Genomic DNA, 18448 nt, shown 5'->3' with positions numbered 1-18448 from the left:
TCCTGGACCTTTAGCCCATAATGCAATTGGATTGTTAGGAATTGTTGCTGTTGTATTGGCGGGGTGGACCACTGCGAATCCAACTATTTATAGAGCAGGTTTGGCCTTTCAGGCTATCTTACCAAAACTATCTACTGCAAAGGTGACTATTTTGGCTGGTGCCATAGCAACCATTGCAGGTTTGTTTCCTGCTTTTGCCATGAAACTTCTAGGTTTTGTCGCTCTTTACGGTTTTATTTTAGCGCCTTTTGGTGCCATTATTGTGTTTGAACACTTTTTCCATAAGAGATTTGGAATTGTAAAAAATTACGCTGAAGCTGCAAACTTATCCTTTAACAAATCTGTCTTTTGGGCATGGGTCATCAGCTTTGGATTGTTCTATTTTATTTCTGTACAATTTGATGTCTTTTTATCTTTTGTAACCCTTCCTTCATGGATTTTGTGTGGTGTCCTTTTCTTAGTATTCAGTAAGTATTATCAAAATAAATAGGTGTAACTAATTTTAGTTACTTTCCTTAATAGGAAATATTTCTACAAAAAGCGAGGGCAAAATAATTTTGCCCTCGCTTTTTGTATACCTAAAATAATTAAATAGAATTTCTTTCTATAAATCGGAAAGGTACTTTAAAGGAACCTACTTCATTATTCAGAATAACATTTGCTGCTTTTTCTCCCATTGCTTTAAAATCGGCTGATATGGTTGTGATTCCTAATAATTCTTTTAAAGGTGTATCGTTATAGGAAATAACGCCAATGTCTTCACCTAAAACAAATTCATCTTCTCTAATTTGCTTCACCAAGTTTACCAAATCTTCTTCTTCAATAGTAATAAACAAATCGCCTCTTTCCAAAAGGATATTTTCATATACTTGATCGATAACTTCAAAGTTGAGCGCATGTTCTAAACAAAATTTCTTAAAACCATGTAATATTCTTCGAGGATATGGATAAACAGCCTCTTCTGGGTAGACTAGAATTATTTTTTTATAGGTGGCTATTTTTGACAATCCTTCTTTTAAAGCAAAATAAATATCATTCTCAAAATCCTGATATACCTCTCCTATACTCCCTTCAATTTCATTTTTACCATTGTCTAAAAGAAGTAGTCTTTGTTTAGGAATTTGGCTCAAAGCTTTCACAACCTCTTTCGTATAGGTCACATGCTTTAAATCCCCTGTTTTAAAATGCGGCATAATAATGTAATAATCGAATGTTGAGCTGTTCTTTTTTAATGAATTTAAGAACAAAAGTTCATCACAGTGATACACATATAATTCGGTAACCGCATTTGCCCCCATGGTATGTATAAATGAATTGTAAATACGCATTTTGTAGGAACTTAATTTATTTACAAGAAATAACACATTTACTTTAGAAGCAAACTTTGTCTTATTAACATAATAACCAATACGATTGGTGGCCTTGATAATATTTCGTTCTTTTAAAATTTTATAGGCTTTTGAAACGGTGTCTTTGGATAAATAAAACTCTTCACTTACCTTATTTATAGAAGGAATTTGTTGATTTATTTCTAGATTCCCTACAGATATATGATAACTAATAGAGTCTACAAGTTGTAAATATTTAGGTTTCCTTGAATTTTCATCAATCGAAATAAGTTTTAAGACATCGGTTATTTTAGCTTTTCTTTCCATAAATCTCTTCTTTATCATAAGCATTCGCGTCCAGAAAACCTATTCACAGTTTTATTAGTACATGATTACTTTTAAGCGACAGATGCTAATTTATAAAAATAAATAGAATTGAAGGACTTAAGGTTTTGTATAGAATGCTTTTTCAAATATAGCAATTGCCTAATACTTTACTAAAAAAAGAAAAAACTGTTTATTTTGAAATTAGTATTGGCTTCGCTACTTTTAAAACTCCTGAATTATTCTTCACTTTAAGCACATACATTCCTTTCTTTAAATTCACTACAGAAATTTTTAAAACGCCATTCTGAACTTTCAAATTTTTATTTTCTTGAACTCGTTTTCCTATGGCGTTATAAAAAAACACATCTAAGAATTTCTCTTGCCAATTTTCACTTTTTAAAGAGACATACTCACTTGCCGGAACAGGATATACATCTATACCTTCAGTCGTATTAATTATAGGAACACTTAAATTCGTTGAAAAATCGTAAGCTACAGCTTCATAGTCATTAGTTGACACGCCTTTGTCTGAAATATATTCATCACCTGGATGGGCCGTTTTCCAATCTGCTTTTTCATTTCCCCAACTGGCAGCTCTTTTGTCAGAAAGGTCTATCAACGTTTTGCTCATTGTTTCTGGAAATCCTCTATAAGAAATATGCGTTCCTATTGTGATGGAATAATTTTGAGCACCATTAAGCAAAGCAGTTACCGAAGGACCTTCGTAAAACTTACCATCACTAAAAATTTTCAGCTTTTCAAAATAATCAGATACACTCGGGTAATACAATAAAGTAGGCCCTTTTACTTGTGCCGACTCCCCATAAATTGCCAAAACATGGTCTATAAATGAATCGTTATGAAAATAGCCAGGCGTTTGATCTGGCGCTCCTTCCTTTACACCACCATCTCCTACTGTTACAGCATAGGTAGAACTGATAGCAGTAGCTCCATCAACAGTAATAATACCATTTTTAGCCGAATGTGGACCTAACATCACCGCACAACGACCATTTTTATTGATCATATTTTTAGCTGTTAAGTCGTATACCCCTACATTTTTATTATTGGCCCCTACTTCTAATCGAAATGTAACACCGCCTTCTGCATACAAATTTTCAAAATGCACATTTTGCGCTCCATGACATTGCACCAATCCATAACCAGGACTTGCTTTATAATGTGAAATGTTTTTAAGAGTACCGTTGGTAGGTCTAGAAACTTCCCAATCGCTAACATCCGCTATTTTTTCACTTGAAGGAGACAAAGTAATTCCGCAATACACCGAATAATTGTCTTTAACTACCATATCTTGAATCAGAAAATTCTTGACCATACTTGCAACAATAACTCTTTGTTTATCGCCATATAATCTGGTGTGATAATCCACAACAAAAGCACCTCCCTCTCCACGAATACTCACGTTTTCAATATATGCCTGAGCATCCTTTTTTTGAACCGAATTTTCTGTAGTTAATTTAAAAACCACTTTTTTTTCTGAATCCGTTTTTATAACGGTTCCAGCTTCAATTACTAAATGCACATTCGATTTTAGATAAACATCTGAAAAAAGATAAACTCCTTTTGAAATCCTTATAACTCCCCCACCTTGATCGTGTACAGCGTTTATGGCTGAAATTAATTTACTGCTTTGGTCATTTTCTGCATTGTCATTCACCAAAGCATAATCTGCCTTCATATTTTTAACCAAGCCATGCAAGTCCATGGTTTCCGTATATTGAGCAAAGCCAGTTACAGCAACCAAATAGAGTAGACTTAACACATTTTTCAAAGAATTTATTTTTGCTAGCATAAAAAACTTTTAGTTTAAAATGCATATGCTTTCACCGTATAATCTTTCACGAGAACTCCTTTATCAGAAATAAATTCATTTCCTGGATGAGCTTTTTTCCATTCTTTTTTTTCTGTTCCCCAAGAAGCCTTTCTTGCATCTGCACGAGTAACCACTGGCTTATCATTCAAATGCGGAAAGCCCTTCATTTTTATATTCTTTCCAATATTTATAGAATAGGTTGTAGGTCCATAATGAACAGCCGTTACAGAAGGCCCTTCATAAAACTTGCCATCAGAAAATACTTTTAGCAAATCAAAATAATCTTCTACTTTAGGAAACTCTAACAAAGTCGGTCCTTTAACTTGGGCTGATTCACCATAAATAGCCAATACATTGTCTATTGAAGAATCTTTATGGAAATAACCCGGAGTTTGGTCTGGCGCATCTTTTTTAACACCACCATCTCCAATGGTTACAGCAAAAGTTGAGCTAATTGAAGTCACCCCATCTACCTTTATAATTCCACTCTTTGCCGAATGAGGTCCTAACATAACGGCACATCTCCCATTTTTATTGATGATGTTTTTCGCCGTTAAATCAAAAACACCAACGTTTTTATTATTAGCTCCGACTTCCAGTCGAAAAGAAACGCCGCCTTCAGCATATAAATTTTCAAAATGAACCGATTGTGCACCATGACACTGTACCAATCCGTAGCCTGGACTTGCCTTATAATGGCTAATATTACGAATGGTTCCGTTTGTAGGACGAGAAACTTCCCAGTCTTTGACATCATTTACTTTTTCACCTGATGGTGCTAAGGTAATTCCGCAATACACCGAATAATTATCTTTTACAATCATGTCTTGAATTAAGAAATTCTTTACCATAGAAGCGATAATAGCACGTTGCTTGTCTTTGTATTTTCTAAAGTGATAATCGATAATAAAAGCACCACCTTCTCCTCGAATACTCACATTTTCAATAAATTCTTTCGGATTTTTTTTCTCTGTTTTTCTTTCTGTTGAAAGCACAAAAACAACACCACCTATAGGCTTAATTACTGTACCTGCCTCCAAAACTACATGTACATTCGATTTTAGACTTACTCCTGAAAAACTATAAACTCCCTTCGCTATTTTCAGAATCCCTCCACCTTTGTTGCTAATTTCATCTATTGCTTTGATCAATTTCTCACTTTGATCACTTTTGGCATTGTCGTCTTTTAAATTATAGTCTTTATTTAAACTTTTTGTCAAGCCTTTTGGGTTCATCACCTCTTTATACTGTGCCGAAACCGTCGTTACGAAAACTAACAAAATTGCTAAATTTAAAATTTTTAAAATTCGTGTAAGCCTCATTTTATTGTGTATTATGATTTATAAATTCTTTAACTAATTACTTATTTTTTAAAAGCATAAGCAGTCGCTTTAAAATCGTTTGCTGCTACTCCTTTATCTGATTTATATCTGGCTGCGGTATGTGACTTCATCCAGGCTTTTGTTTCTGTAGACCAATTCGATTTTCTTATATCTTTTTGAAGCATGATAGGTTTGTCATTGTTATGAGGAAAGCCTTCCATGCTAACATTTTTAATTTTTATATCGAAAGTAGTTGGGTAATATTCAACAGCTCCTATTGAAGGACCTTCGAAAAATTTAGCATCTGAAAACATTCTAAAATAATCGTAATAAGCAGCTGTATTTGGATAACTTGGTGTTGCTGCTCCTTTTACTTGCGCATCTTTTCCATAAATAGCATGTACATTACTTATAGAAGAATCGTTGTGAAAATAACCAGGTGTTTGATCTGGAGCATCAGCTTTTACATGACTTTTCCCAATTTTCACAGCAAAAGTTGAACTAATAGACGTAACATCTTTAATCGTTACAATTCCATTTTTTGCAGAATGAGCCCCTAGCATAACAGCGCATCGACCATTTTTATTGATAATATTTTGTGCGGTTAAATCGTATACACCTACATTTTTATTATTGGCACCTACTTCTAATCTAAGAGACACGCCTCCTTCAGCATATAAATTTTCGAAATAAACATTTTGAGCACCATGACATTGCACCAATCCATATCCTGGACTTGCCTGATAGTGGGTAATATTGCGCAAAGTACCATTGGTCGCTCTAGAAACTTCCCAATTTTTTACATCCTTTACTTTTTCATTTGAAGGAGCTAAGGTAATTCCACAATAAACGGTATAATTATCTTTTACAATCATGTCTTGAATAAGAAAATTTTTCACCATGCTTGCCACAATTACTCTTTGTCTATCTCTACTTTTAAGGTTGTGATAATCCACAGTAAATGCACCATTAATTCCTCTTATACTTACATTTTCAATAAAATCAGTCCCGCCTTTTTCTGAAGATAATTTAAAAAACACACCCGTTTTGACTTCTGATTTTTTCAACTCCTTTCCGTTAACATCAATTATTTTTCTAGTCTGACCTTTAGGACCACGAGGTATTTGGGCTCCCATTTGAGTAGCTCTACCAGATTTTAAAACCGTCCCCCCTTCTATTAATAAATGCACATTGGATTTTAATTGAATTTCCGAAAGACTATAAACCCCTTTTGGAATAAAAATATTTCCACCGTTTTTTCGTTTAGAAACGGCATCTATGGCTTTTTGCAATTTCTCCCCTTGAGGGGTTGCCGCATTGTCGTTTATCAAACCATAGTCTTTTTTTAAATCTACCTGAAAACCTTTAGGATTCATAGTTTCGGTATACTGCGCATTGGCTGTTGAAAAAAACAACACGATTATAGGCGCACTCATCAACTTTAAAAATTTTGTGATCATTATGTTTTTTGTTTTAAATTTTACTTGTTTCATTTATTGTTCAACAACACTTTTCTAGTTTTATAATAGTATTGCTAACTTTTCAACTATAAAATTAGCAATAGCCAAGTATTAACGCGTCTGCGCTAGCACTTTGTGTGTTCCTGTAGGTCTTGAAATGAAAGAAAGTCAATAAGAATCAATGATAACAAGAAGAAAAAATAAGCCTTTTAATAAAAAAGAAGGTCTTGATGCTACTCAGAACCTCCTTTTCTTAAAATCAACTTTCTTAAATTCCGTATAATTTAGCACTCATTTTTTTTGGACCTAAACCATTTTCCCAATCGCCATTACATTCTTTATACAATAGTGTTTTTAAGGCCTCTAACTTTTCTGGAAATTTTTCTGATAAATTATGTTCCTCTTTATAATCATCGGGCAAATAATACAATTGAAAAATTTCTTTTTTCAAATAGTAACGCAATTTCCAACCATCTTTAGTAATTAGAGAAGGCCCCATGGTATGAGAAGAAAGTACGGTATAAGCGCGCTCTTTACTTTTGCCGCCTAATAAGGTTTTGGCATAAGAAACACCGTCTTTATTTTTAACTTCTGGCACTCCTATCAGTTCGGCCATGGTATTCATAAAATCATAATTCGCCACACGTTGCTCTGTTAAGGTTCCTGATTCTATTTTATTTTTCCAATACCAAATTAATGGAACTCTTGAACCACCTTCCCAATTGGATCTTTTATACCCCGACATGCCATCATTTCCGTCAAAAACATCGCCACTCGTTTCAGAATAAAATCTTGTTTGAATATCATCGTATTTTTGCCCCGTGTGTATGTTTCTTTTATCATCTAGCCTTCCTACTTCTGGATAAGGCATGGCATGTCCGTTATCTGAGGTAAAGACCAAAATAGTATTGTCTAGTATCCCCATTTTTTCTAGTTTTTCATAAATTCTTCCCACATCTGTGTCCAACATTTTTACCATAGAAGCATATTCTTTTTCTATTTCTGTTAGATTCGGATTGTTCTTAAAATCTTCATGAACCTCTGGAATAGCCACAGGACCGTGTGGCAATTGTGTTGGAAAATAAATAAAGAATGGTTTTCCTGTTTTTGTAGGGTTGTTCTTATCTAGATATCCCAACATTTCATCCATAATAATATGTTCGGAATAGACTTTTTTCCCGGTCATGTCCCATCGTTTTTTGTAATTCTCTGGAGATTCTTCTGAAGGTCCTTTTCCACAATCTACCAATGTATTGCCAGGTATATCGACTTTTACACCATTTCTAAACAAAAAAGGTGGGTAAAAACCATGACAACGTCTGTGATCGTAATAACCAAAATGATAATCCCACCCATGCCTTTTCACTCTAGCAGCCGTTGTAGCAAAGCCCCATTCTAACTTCCCAAACTCAGCGGTAGTATACCCTGCTTGCTGTGCCACTTGTCCTAAAAAAACTTCCTCCTGTTTTGCAGGAATCATAATTTTTTCGATTTTTTCTTCAATTTGAGGCAAACTCAATCCGTTATCTAATTTCATATAAATACCGCCAGTAGTGGTATTGAACAAATCTCTACGAACATCATGCATTCCGGTTAACAAACTTGCTCGGGCAGGAGAACAATAATGAGATCCATAGGAGTTTTCAAATTTCATTCCTTGATTTGCCAATCGATCAATATTTGGTGTTTTTACAATTTTCTGACCATAAGTTCCCAACATCCCCCTTCCTAAATCATCGGCATAGATAAGAATTATATTAGGCTTCTCATTTTGTTCAACAGCATTCGCAGCCTCTTTATTTTTTTTATTTATTTGTGTACAAGACACGATTCCTAAAAAAAGAACTGCTAAAAGTCCTTTCCATATTTTATAAAACCTCATATTTATTATTTTTCAAATGTATAGCAAGCTAATCAAGTTCTTTAGAATAGAGTTTCTTATGCCTCCGATTCCTGTTTCTACAAGTCCTAAACTAACTAAAAACCAACACTTGCATTAATTATTGGGCAAAAGCACATACCCAAAAAATAATTCTCCTATTTTTGTTTTACCTATAAATTTGGCCTTATAATCTGTCGTTAAAATTCCTGATGTTGCCGCTTCAAAAACAACAATTAAATCTTTTCCCGCTATTTCAGAAGTCAAAATTTTTGCCCCTCCTCCTCTATTTACAACAAAAGAATTCCCAAATTTCAAGGAGCTTAAATCGATATTTTTTATTGGGTTAAAATTTTCTTCCGCTAGAATTTTTAATTTTATAGTCTTCGTTTTTTTTGAAATTTTTGTTTTATTCAAAAGTTGTCCTCTTTTTGGAACCAAAAGTGGTAAAACAATATTTTTTGAACTGTGATTGTCGTTGGCCACATCATTATTTTTTAAGGTATCTATGGCTGCAAAGTTTATATGTGTTGCTCTTCCAAAAGCATCTTGTCTAACTTTAGGGCGTTCTAGTTTCCACCAATTTCCTAATGTACCACCAACTCTTTGTAAAATTTCAGGATCATAAGCAATTCCATCTTCATAAACCCAATTGTGAATTCCATCTTTAGAAGTTAAATGGTAGGCTTTTCTTCCAAAGGCATCATTCATTATTAAATTGTATTGCACCTCATCTTTCCAAATAACAGGATCTTCTTCATGTGTCCCCTTTTTACGTTTAAAAGCAGGAACTACATTTTCCAATTCTTTAAAATGCTCTATTCCTTCTCCGCCTTCAAATAGATGCCCTTCTTTATTCATCATTAACACACTTCCATCAGCTCTTACTACATAGGTTCTATTAGAAGTATTTAATTTTTTAGTTACAAAATCGAAAGTCGTTTTTATTTGTTTCCACGGACCATTTATATGCTTGGCTTGGTAGGCTTTTTCTCCCATTACCCCCACAATATACGTCCCGTTTTTAAGGCGATAAATTTCTGGATTATGACCTTTCCCTAAAACTTCAACAACCTTATAAGGCCCCAAAGGCGTATCACTTACAGCATGTGCTACTTCCGAATCCCACCACAAAACATGACCGCTTTTCCCATTCCTTTTGGAAATATCTTCTGGCCAACGAGCCACAAATAAATGTTCTTTGCCATCATCACCGTGTATTATATTTCCTCCCCAATAAGAATAATCCCCATCTTCAATCCCATTTTCTATATCCCTAGGAATTACATTTTGTGCCCCCCAAACAGCAGAACTTATTGCTCGAGTTTCAATAGGCAAAAACCGATCTATAAACGATGCTCCAGCAATTAAAGGCTTCTTTTTTAAAGATTGCGCCGAGGAGCAGCTTACAGTAATAACAACGAACAAAAACAGTACTTTTTTAATCATAGATCTAAAATTATTTTATTGTGCCTTCTTAATTATATATATGCAAGATATTGAGTCAATAAATAATCATAGTTCTCATGCATAACTTCTATGTCCTCATAAGTACATTTTTTAATAAAACGTAAAAAATGGAGCCTTTTCATAAAAAAAAGTAATTAAACCATTTCAAAACCTATAAGTCCAAACAAAAAACTAAACCATGAAACATTCTTATTCCATAACTTTTATTCTTTGCTTTTTTTATACTGTTCTAAACGCACAAACCGTTGATTTCCCTGATGATCAAAACTTTTACAATCCTAAAGTAACTACAACTGAAAAAACAATTCAGGAACCTGACATTTCAACAAACAATGCACAGCAACTGCAAAATGCCATTGATGCACTTGAAAAAAAAGGAGGAGGAACCTTATTTATAAAAGCTTCAGAAAAAAACAAAATCTATAAAATAGAAAATGAAATTATTCTAAAGTCTAATGTACACATCAAAGTAGCTCCTGATGTTGTTTTTACAACTTCTAGTCCTAGAAAAATAACGCTCTTCTCTGCAGGAAAACAAGAGGAAACACCTATTTCTAATTTTAGTATGACCTGTTCAGATCCTGATCGCTATTTTACTTTTGACTTTTCAAAAAGAATTGCAGGCGAACAAAAAGGTGGTTCCATTGCTGTTTCCCTTGGTGGTGTTAGAAATTTTAAAATTGCAGACCTTCATGTAAAAGATAACTTCACACAATTTTCCTCAATAACGGTAAACCTATTGACTATTTCTAAAACCGAATTTTTATTTGCTAAAGATGGTATTATTGAACATTTAAAAACTGAAAATGGCCATTACGGATACGGGACCGTACAAAACCAAGCTGGAATTAATATACTTTATAGAAATTTAAACGGAGAAGGTGGCGCTACATTAAGATTAGAATCTGGAGCCATAGGAAAGCCACATGTCATAGATCGTTCTATAAGACTGGACAAAATTTACGCTTATAATATTCAATGTAAAAATGGACAAGCAGCAGTAACTTTATCTCCACATACCATAAACAATGGCTTGGTTACTATAGACAATGTAAAAGCCGTAAGTTGTGAGGCAGGACTTATTATTGCAAGTGGATTTTTAAGTGCCAAAAAAGGAGAAAAGGACAAAAGTGGTACTATAACTCCTGGTTATGCCTATGGGTATTTTGATAGCAATTCTAGTATTTCAAATGTTACCGTTGTTTACGGTACCCAAGCTCAACTTAGACCGCAAAGACGTGCTTTTGTTCCTTGTAGTCAAAGAAAATTATTGGCACAAACAAGAAATACAGATTTAGAAAGTTTTAAAGGTCCAACCGTGGCAGGAATTATTTATTTTGCTTTGGATGGAAAAGAAAAAACGAAAGGGTATTATACCGTAAATCTTCCTCATTTTAAAATGCTAGATTTCCCAACAATAGATGGGCAATTAGAAAATAAGAAATTCGTCAAATCTATGAAAGAAATCATAAAAAACTGCAGCTATAGTGGACTTGCACCTGTTCCTAAAAAACACAAAAAGAGTGTAAATAAAACAAAGAAGAAGGCTGAAAATTAATCTTTAAAACTAAAAAAAAGCCCCGCGAACTAAAATTCACAGGGTTTTCTTATCTCTAAAAGATTCAATTATTTATAACAACTCACCTCATAAAGTCGACCTACTTTTTCTCCATACGTAGTTTTCAATAGTACTTTTATGGCAGTCGCTTTAATTGGATCAAAACTAAATTTAATTAGTCTGCGTTTGTTTTTCTTAATTTCTCCAACTTCTTGCCATTGCCCATTTACTCTTGCTTCTACAGACAGTGATTCTATTAATTCTGGAGGAACCCTATTGCTAAATTTAGCATTGTTCTCTCCATTATGTCTTAACATTAAATTTTTACGAGTATTGGTATCACATTTTATGGCTATATGAGAAATTTCTTGAGGAGTATTCCATTCTAAAACCACATCAGCTGGCAAAGCTTCAGATTGCCAGTGATTGATTTCTTTTCTCTCTTGAACATCTCTAGAATACCCGTTGGTTAGTAATTTCGCTTCACCAGAACTTGTGGAACTCGCAAAAATAGTTGCTACTTGTTTTGCCAAATCCTTTTCATCTTTTGAAGGACGGTTCGGAATATAAGCATCATCTCTTAATAACTGTTCCTGTAATTCATCTATGTGCTTTTCTCTTAAAGTACGAGGATTTATTCCTTTTTGAAGACAAAGTGCTGCGGCTGTTCCAACAGCCTGGCCCATAGTTGCACAGGTTCCTTGCAAACGTGTAGATGAAAGTGCAATATGACTCACACTTATATTTCTACCCGCAAACAACAAATTTGAAATATTATGAGAATACAGACTACGAAAAGGAATTTCATAAACCTTGCCAAATTTGAAATGAAAAAAGCTAGGTGGATCTTGCAAATTTTCAATTCCACCAGGATTATGCTCATCTAAAGACCAACCTCCGTAACCCACGGCATCTTCAAAATGACGATAATTTAACAAATCTTGTTCTGTTAACACATAATCTCCCATAAACCGTCTTGATTCTCGTCTGCCAGGTAAAGAGGCCACCCAATCAAGAGCTATATTTTCCGACTCTGGATGATTTCCTGAATTTTTGATATAATCCCAAACACCATACATATGTCCCATTAAGCGATGTCGAATTTCATCTGCCTCGGCTATAATATCATCGTCACTTCCGACTTCTACCCACCAAAATCCTTGTTTGAATTGTTTGATTTTTCTATGCGATTTTTCAGCTTGCTCGTCTTTAAAGGGAATTGCATAATGTGGCGCTTCAAAAGGCATCGGTTTACCCATGTCTTTGGTACTAAACATTAATGTAGATCCCATTTGCCAACCATCTGGTTCGTCAGGCGCATACTTTTCATTGAACTCTGCCTTGCCTTCTCTTCCTGTTCTATACAAGGCTCCTGCCGTTGCCGCCATCAACCCATCACCAGAACAATCAATAAATTGTTTGGCATAAATCGTATAGGTCATTTCTGTTGTAGACTGCCAACATTTTACCGATTTTATTTTATCTCCTTTCGTTTTGGCCTCTATAGCTTGTGTGTTTAAATAAACTTTTAGATTTGGTTCTTCTGTAACGTAATCATGAACTACATGATCCCAAACGTGCCATGATTCTTGAGGGTTTCGAAAACGATTTGCCAATAAAATTTCTTCTACAACACCTGTTTCTCTTTCAGGATGCCCACCTTTAAGATGCGTTACACCGTTCAAATGCACTCTTATTTCACTAGATGCATTTCCTCCAAGCACAGGTCTGTCTTGTACTAAAATAGTTTTAGCTCCGTTACGGGCAGCCGAAACAGCAGCACAACAACCTGCCACACCTCCACCTGCAACTAAAACATCTACATAAATATCTTTATTCCTTTTTGGCATTCCTTTTTTATCAGAACCCATTTTTTGCCAATTATCCAATTTAGGAAGTTCTGCATCGGCACTAACATTACCTTGTGAAAAAGCACTCATTGGAATAATCGATGCTGCGACAGCTCCTTGGGCACCTTTTTTAAAAAAATCTCTTCTTTTCATGTATTCTGTATTAAAATAAAAATGAATCCTTAATTTTCAATTATTTCAGTATCTGTTTTTAGAAACCGATACACCTTTCAAAGTAAATAATTTCAAACTTTTTACCTGTTTCTGTAAGTCGTTCAATTGTTCTTCTGAATACTTTTTACATTAAAGCTTGTTATTTTCTTTAAGTATTCTGCATTTTCTAGATCCATTCTAGCTTTCTTAAAATTAGTCTTTTATAGGTAATGGGCTCCAATTAGGAATACCTTGACTTGCTTTTTGTTTTTTATATCGTGTAACTAAAGGAGGCTCTACACCACCATATTCTCGATTTTCATTGATCATAAGCGGCATTGTTTCTTCCCACCAAATGGAATATTCTTTTTTCATCTTTTCAAATACTTTAGGATATTCTTTGGCTACATTTTTAGTTTCCTTTGCATCGTTTTCAATATCGTATAACTTTCCTTGCACCAATCTCCATTTTTGAGAACGTATTCCCCATCGTCCTTCTTTTACAGGGGCTGTTCCTTTTGCCCAACGACCAGAGTTAATAAATAACATTCTATCATCCTCCCATAGAACATCAGGATTTTTTAAAACAGGCAACAAAGATCTACCATCAATTTTCTGAATAGTATTCGGAATCCGAACACCTGCCAAATCGCAAAATGTTTTGTATAAATCAATATGAGCTGTCAATGCTTTTACTTCTTTATTTTCTTGTAAGCTACCCTTCCAATACCAAAAACAAGGAACATGCGTTCCTCCTTCACCCGGAGAACCCTTACCTGTTCTAAAATTATTATTCCATGGTGTTTTTTCTTTTCCATCTTTTACTTGTGCCCCATTATCTGTTGTAAAAATAATTAAGGTATTTTCCAAAACACCCCAAGCTGTAAGTTTAGCTATCAATTCCCCAAAATTATCATCAATATTTTCTATCATACCAAAACGGTTTATGATCGGTTTTGCTAAATCTGGAAATCTTTTTTTAAGTGCATTCACTTTAGCATCCGGTGCAATTAAAGGTGAATGTGGTGTATTTGTAGATATATAAGTGAAAAATGGTTTCTTTTCTTCAATGTTTTTTTTCATCCAACCTAAAGCAGCATCAAAAAACAAATCGGTACAATAGCCTTTTGTTTGTACGATTGTTTCGTTATGCAACAAAACATTGTCAAAATACTTATTTTTAGATTTTGTGTTTGGCGGAAAATCAGCACAACTTCCTGGATACAATTGCCCTATTCCACCCGCTCCATGTGTAAGAGCTTCACTAAAACCTCTATTTCCTGGTAAATATTCATCAATATCTCCTAAATGCCATTTTCCGAAAATTCCAGTTTCATAACCTTCTGTTCTTAATAATTCTGGAAAAGTGGTTGTAGAAAGTGCCATTAATTCACGCTCGTGAATGGTATGTGTTACGCCATTTCTAAACTCATGACGACCGCTCATAATTGCCGCTCTGGTTGGTGCACAAGTCGGACTTACATGAAATTCATTAAAGCGAATTGCCTTTTTTGCAAACGCATCTATATGAGGTGTTTTTACATATGGATGTCCCATATATGATAAATTAGAACCTTGGTCATCTGTCATGACCAATATAATATTTGGTTTTGTACCGGCTAACTTTTGTGCCTTTGAATTTTTCACACACAATAGTACTACGATAAATAAAAGAATTCTTTTCACTATAAACATCTTTATCTAATTTTTTTGGCTCTTCTATAAAACACCACAGTTCTAATGAGAACTAGTCTTTGCTTCTTAATACAACAACACCATCTGGTCTAATTTTAGCACTAATTTTTCCATTGTATTTCCCAATATCTTGTTGTCTCCAAACATCACGTAATGTTTTTGTTCCTTTCAATCCTAAAGTATCCCAATCTAAAATAGCAAGGGTTGCTGTTGTGTTAAAATTAAAAATACCAATTGCCTTTTCACCATCCGCCAACTCTTTCACCAATACTTCAATACCATCTTTAGCATAAACACACTTTGCTGGCAATGCCAATTTATCTTGGTTGATATCTAGTATTTCTACATTTGTAAGCAAACTTTCTTCAAAATCATTTAATTTCTCCAAATCTGTACTTAACAATAATGGACCTCCCCACAAAGCGAAGGAAGACATGTGATGATATAATTGATCGGCGGTTAAACTTTCTTTACTTCCATATTTTTGCAAGCCTACCATCAAAAAGTCTGGATCAGGAATATGCCCTGGACTACCTTCAAAACCTTTTTCTAACCAATTGTTATGATTCTCCCAGTTTTCTCTTAAATTAAGGTGACTCCCATCTGTATTCCAACGAGCGCGAATATCGCCACCTGTTCTAAAAACCTGAACATATTCTTTGCAGCGAATGGCTTCAGAGATAGGGCAAGAATTAGAAATTGCAAAAACAATATCTCTTCCACTATTTTTAAGCGCCAATGCCATATTCACGGTACTTGTCGAATCGTTTGGATTCCAGTCATATTTCATATAATCGAATTCCCATGCTGCCCATTGTGCTGCATCATTTTCATCAAAATTATATTTTCCTAACAAAGAAGCGCGCCCTTCTATTTTTGCTTGTTTCAAGGCCAAACGCATTTTCGGATCCCAATGACCTTCTTTATTGTTACTACTTCCACCAATATAACCTGCATAAGAAGTAATCCAAGGTGTAGAATAAATACCTGCTTTTAGTCCTAATGCATGAATATCATCAACCATTTTTTTCATATTTGGAAACTTTACAGAATCTGGCATAATAGCATTGTATTCACCTCCACGTTGCGCACCTTGCCAACAGTCGTCAATGTTTACATAACTATAACCAAAATTATTTAAGCCACAATCTAAAAGACTCTTTACATTGTCCATTACTTTTTCTTGCGAAAGCGTTTTTTTTGTAGCAATCCAACTACTCCAACCTAAAGGAGGTGTTAAACAAATTTCCTTTCCTACTATAATCTCAAAATCTTTAGAATCTTTTCCTTTGCTATTTTCGGCCAAGAACTTAAGCTGATATTTTTGATGTGCTTTATTTTTTATAGTCCCCGAAATTATTCCTTTTTCATTTACCTGTAAACCTTCTGGAAGTCCTTCTACCGTAATTTTCATTGGTTTGATTCCTGTAACAGGAACTGTATATAAAAATGGATTGCCTGGGCGGACTCCAAAAACTTGTGGTCCATTGATTCTTGGCTTTTCTGCTACTTTAGGCGTTAAAATATAAAAACCTTCTTCACATATGGGATCATATATTTTAGCATCGTTTGCACAGGAAGCAACACAGGCCATAACTGCTACTATAAAAAAAATATTGATTCTAGGAATTCTCATAACTACTTAAATTTTGTTACTATTATTGAATGTACCTCACAAAACCAAATCCTTATAACCGCACTATTTTACAGAATAAAAACGTAAAAAAACTTCGCTATATAAGATCATTTGTGAAGTAAAGCTCAAATATATTTCAATGTTTATAAAAAAAACTTTCCTGAGTCTATTCCTTGTGTGTATGGGTCAATTTTACGTGAAATTAACGGTATATTTTTTATGCAGAAAGTTTGTTATTGCTTTTGTTTGAAACGCATAAGATCTCCAAAAAAATTCAACAACTATTTTTATAAAATTTTAATATACGTCACTGATATTTTTCAAAGTAGGTTCGTTTTCTAAAATAAAGACTCCTATTTCGTAAAACAGGAGTCTTTATTAAAATCTATTCTTTTAGGAATATTAAAAATAGATTTACTTCTTTTTCTTTTTTTCTTTCTTGCTTTTAGAACCTTTTTTATTGCTTTTCAATCTCCCTCCTCTAGCATCAAGTTTTTTCACATCTAAAATCACAGGAGCCCAAGCTTCAACAGGTTGAAAACTGGCATCATTATAATCCGCTCCTGAGTGACTTTTCTCTATGCTCTTAAAACGTTCTAACAACTCTTCTTCCATTTCAGTTGCTTTTTTTGACATTTTGGAAGCCAAATTATTTTCTTCTGCATAATCTTTAGAAAGATCATATAATTCTTTAGCAGGTAATAGATATTTATAATGCCCTTTAACAATAGATGTAGTTCCTGATCCATATCTAAATACCACTGAATTACTTCTTTCTTTTTCTTTTCCTCTAAGAATTGGTAATATATCCTGACCATCAATTGGGCGATTGTCTGGCATATCATAATTTACAATATTCTTAATGGTCGGTAAATAATCTAAAGTAGACATTACGGCCTCTGATTCTGAATTCTCTTTGATCACTCCTGGCCAAATAGCAAAAGCTGGGACTCTTACGCCACCTTCATACAAGGCTCGTTTTCTACCTCTTAATCCGTTTGTTGTTCCTGCGGTTCTACCTGCAGGCTTTCCTCCTTCAGGTCCATTATCAGAACAGAAAAAGATAATCGTATTTTCCAACTGTCCTGATTTCTTTAAAGTTTCAATAATACGACCAACCTGTTCATCCAATTCGGTGATACATCCATAAAAATGTGCAGCTTCTCCATGTTCTTTATATTTTTTTAAATATTTTGGACCTGCTTCCACATTCTTATGTGGCGCATGAAACCAAACCACTGACAAGAATGGTTTCTTATCTTTTGCTGCTTTTTCAATAAAAGGAACGGCTCTATCCACAATAACTCTTGCTGCTCCTCCCATCAAACTTTCATTTCCTTCACCTTTTAAAGCGATTCCATTTTCATAAAAAGGATTGTTTTTTGCTCTAACTCCAATTCCAGGATTCCAAGTAGTCACAGCTGATTCTGTTACAAAAGAAGTATCATAATCACGTAACCAAGGTGGTGCAAAATTAATTTCAGGTTTTCTTCCTGCTCCTTTTGCTGAAACTACTTTATTTAAAGTTCCTAAATGCCATTTTCCAAAATGCCCTGTTGTATATCCTTTAGATTTCAACATTTTAGCTAGCGTAATTTCTTGCGCAGGTAAATGTCCTTTATTAGCCGTATAAATCCCCATACGATCGTGATGCCTACCCGTTAACAAAGTAGCTCGCGTAGGTGAACAGACGGAATTTCCTGCATAAAAATGATTTAACAACATGCCCTTCTTTACCAACGCATCCAAATTTGGTGTCTTGATAATTTTATGCCCTGTAAACCCTGTATCCCCATAGCCTAGGTCATCTGCCATCATTAAAAGGATGTTTGGTTTTTTAGATTGCGCTTCAATGGTGGTATTAAAAAAACTCAGCAAACCTACTACTCCAAAAACGAATCCTTTATACATATAGTTTGTATTCATTATATTTATC

General features: G+C 34.3%; 11 protein-coding genes and 1 pseudogene. 2 read left to right on the top strand and 10 right to left on the bottom strand.

Translation table 11 applies throughout. From position 1 onward, the window contains the following. Window positions 1-490 (top strand): annotated as a pseudogene (locus tag FGM02_RS12430) (hypothetical protein); the annotation flags it as partial. Between the two features lie 97 nt (window positions 491-587). On the opposite strand, the gene FGM02_RS12425 reads toward FGM02_RS12430, so the two are convergent. The 6 genes from FGM02_RS12425 to FGM02_RS12400 all read right to left on the bottom strand — a co-directional run bounded on the left by FGM02_RS12425 (window position 588) and on the right by FGM02_RS12400 (window position 9599). After that, window positions 588-1655, bottom strand: coding sequence for a GntR family transcriptional regulator (locus tag FGM02_RS12425; RefSeq protein WP_139958700.1), 1068 nt, complete (start codon window positions 1653-1655; stop codon window positions 588-590). Window positions 1656-1845: 190 nt separating this feature from the next. Then, a complete protein-coding gene (locus FGM02_RS12420) occupies window positions 1846-3468 on the bottom strand; it encodes a T9SS type A sorting domain-containing protein (RefSeq protein ID WP_139958699.1) in 1623 nt (540 codons plus the stop codon). A 14-nt stretch (window positions 3469-3482) separates the two neighbouring features. Next, the gene (locus FGM02_RS12415) at window positions 3483-4769 is read right to left on the bottom strand and encodes a glycoside hydrolase family protein (RefSeq protein ID WP_139958698.1); all 1287 of its coding nucleotides are present in this window, start codon (window positions 4767-4769) and stop codon (window positions 3483-3485) included. An 83-nt stretch (window positions 4770-4852) separates the two neighbouring features. Beyond that, complete coding sequence (locus tag FGM02_RS12410) at window positions 4853-6271, bottom strand: hypothetical protein (protein ID WP_139958697.1); 1419 nt, start codon at window positions 6269-6271, stop codon at window positions 4853-4855. Window positions 6272-6539: 268 nt separating this feature from the next. Next, window positions 6540-8153, bottom strand: a complete 1614-nt coding sequence (locus FGM02_RS12405) for a sulfatase-like hydrolase/transferase (protein WP_139958696.1) — start codon at window positions 8151-8153, stop codon at window positions 6540-6542. A gap of 114 nt (window positions 8154-8267) precedes the next feature. Further along, complete coding sequence (locus tag FGM02_RS12400; RefSeq protein WP_139958695.1) at window positions 8268-9599, bottom strand: glycoside hydrolase family protein; 1332 nt, start codon at window positions 9597-9599, stop codon at window positions 8268-8270. Window positions 9600-9798: 199 nt separating this feature from the next. Between FGM02_RS12400 and FGM02_RS12395 the strand changes: the two genes are divergently transcribed. Continuing rightward, the gene (locus tag FGM02_RS12395) at window positions 9799-11178 is read left to right on the top strand and encodes a hypothetical protein (protein WP_139958694.1); all 1380 of its coding nucleotides are present in this window, start codon (window positions 9799-9801) and stop codon (window positions 11176-11178) included. A 68-nt stretch (window positions 11179-11246) separates the two neighbouring features. Here the strand turns inward: FGM02_RS12395 and FGM02_RS12390 are convergent, their stop codons facing one another. The 4 genes from FGM02_RS12390 to FGM02_RS12375 all read right to left on the bottom strand — a co-directional run bounded on the left by FGM02_RS12390 (window position 11247) and on the right by FGM02_RS12375 (window position 18438). Beyond that, window positions 11247-13181 carry an FAD-dependent oxidoreductase gene (locus tag FGM02_RS12390; protein WP_139958693.1) on the bottom strand — a complete coding sequence of 645 codons (1935 nt, stop codon included), beginning with the start codon at window positions 13179-13181 and terminating at the stop codon, window positions 11247-11249. 213 nt (window positions 13182-13394) lie between these two features. Further along, on the bottom strand, window positions 13395-14828 hold the full coding sequence (locus FGM02_RS12385) for an arylsulfatase (protein ID WP_208021513.1): 1434 nt from the start codon (window positions 14826-14828) through the stop codon (window positions 13395-13397). A gap of 100 nt (window positions 14829-14928) precedes the next feature. Beyond that, window positions 14929-16512 (bottom strand): glycoside hydrolase family 27 protein, encoded by a 1584-nt coding sequence (locus FGM02_RS12380; RefSeq protein ID WP_139958691.1) that lies wholly within the window; start codon window positions 16510-16512, stop codon window positions 14929-14931. Window positions 16513-16926: 414 nt separating this feature from the next. Further along, a complete protein-coding gene (locus tag FGM02_RS12375; protein ID WP_208021512.1) occupies window positions 16927-18438 on the bottom strand; it encodes a sulfatase family protein in 1512 nt (503 codons plus the stop codon). Window positions 18439-18448 lie beyond the last annotated feature (10 nt).

This window comes from Flavicella sediminum (genome assembly GCF_006381105.1).
Taxonomy (GTDB): Bacteria; Bacteroidota; Bacteroidia; order Flavobacteriales; family Flavobacteriaceae; genus Flavicella; species Flavicella sediminum.
Note: the sequence above shows the minus strand (reverse complement) of the source record. Positions and strands in the feature narration are given on the sequence as shown.